1 protein-coding gene and 1 pseudogene are annotated in these 1,066 nt (G+C 50.4%); both read left to right on the forward strand.

Going from position 1 to position 1,066, the window contains the following annotated elements; genetic code table 11:
• Positions 1-510, forward strand: a pseudogene (locus NM10_RS14880) (hypothetical protein); the annotation flags it as partial.
• The gene (locus NM10_RS13480) at positions 396-1,001 is read left to right on the forward strand and encodes a transposase (RefSeq protein WP_020311964.1); all 606 of its coding nucleotides are present in this window, start codon (positions 396-398) and stop codon (positions 999-1,001) included. The pseudogene NM10_RS14880 and the gene NM10_RS13480, both read left to right, overlap by 115 nt.
• The last annotated feature ends 65 nt before the right edge of the window (positions 1,002-1,066 follow it).

Here is a 1,066-nt window from a genome sequence, read left to right on the forward strand (position 1 = left end):
TCAGTCGGGCTTTTGCWSARAGTCAAGGCAGGTGACTATCAGTCGAAAGATGTCCGCCTGCCGCACTATCGTGAAAAAGGGGGATGGTTCCATCTCGTCTTGTCGACGAACGCTATCAACATCAAGAATGGGTTCCTGACAGTGCCGCTGAGTCGGAAATATGCGAAAATCCATAACGGCCATCGGATTCGGATTCCTGTTCCCGACAGGATGAAGGAGAAGACGATTCAAGAAGTCCGCATCTGTCCCATGTATGGCGGACGGTATTTCAAGATTCAGTATTGTTACCTAAAGGACCCAGAGCCGGTGAAAGCTTCGTCAGACCGTGTCCTGGCTATCGACTTGGGACTGGACAATCTGGCGCCTGCGTTACCAATACGGGGACGTCGTTTCTCATGGACGGTCGTAAACTCAAATCTATCAACCAGTATTGGAACAAACGCAAAGCCAGACTCCAAAGCATTGCCGCCAAGCAGGGCCGGAAGACGACGAACCAGCTCTGTCAGTTAGCGAAGAAACGCAATTTCCGGATGCAGGACATCCTTCGCAAGACAGCCCGCTATATCCTCGATTTTTGCATCAGTCATCAGATAGGTATCATTGTTTGCGGCTATAATCGCGATTTCAAACGAGGACTAAAGCTGGGCAAAGTGACGAATCAGCATTTCACCCAAATCAGCCTGAGCTATCTGCGCAGTACCTTGAAACAGCTGTGTGAACGCTACGGGATAACCTATCTGGAACAGGAAGAATCGTATACTTCTCAGGCCAGCTGCCTGGACTTGGACGATATTCCCGTATACCAGCCGGATGTCCCCTATACAGGAACGTTCAGCGGGACACGAATCCAGCGCGGCCTGTACCGTTTCGCCAACGGCAGGACGGCCAATGCCGACATCAACGGCGCCGCCAACATACTCCGTAAAAGTAAGCAGAACTTCGATTTCGAGGGACTGTGTAAGGGGCTTTTGGACAGCCCTTTGAGAATAAGGCTATCCTGATTTCAGGAGGAAACTTAAACAGCAACCTTCTCAAGAATCTCCTGCTTCTATAAGCGGGAGAAGTT

It is taken from the genome of Megasphaera sp. NM10 (assembly GCF_000417505.1).
GTDB classification, from domain to species: Bacteria; Bacillota; Negativicutes; order Veillonellales; family Megasphaeraceae; genus Megasphaera; species Megasphaera intestinihominis.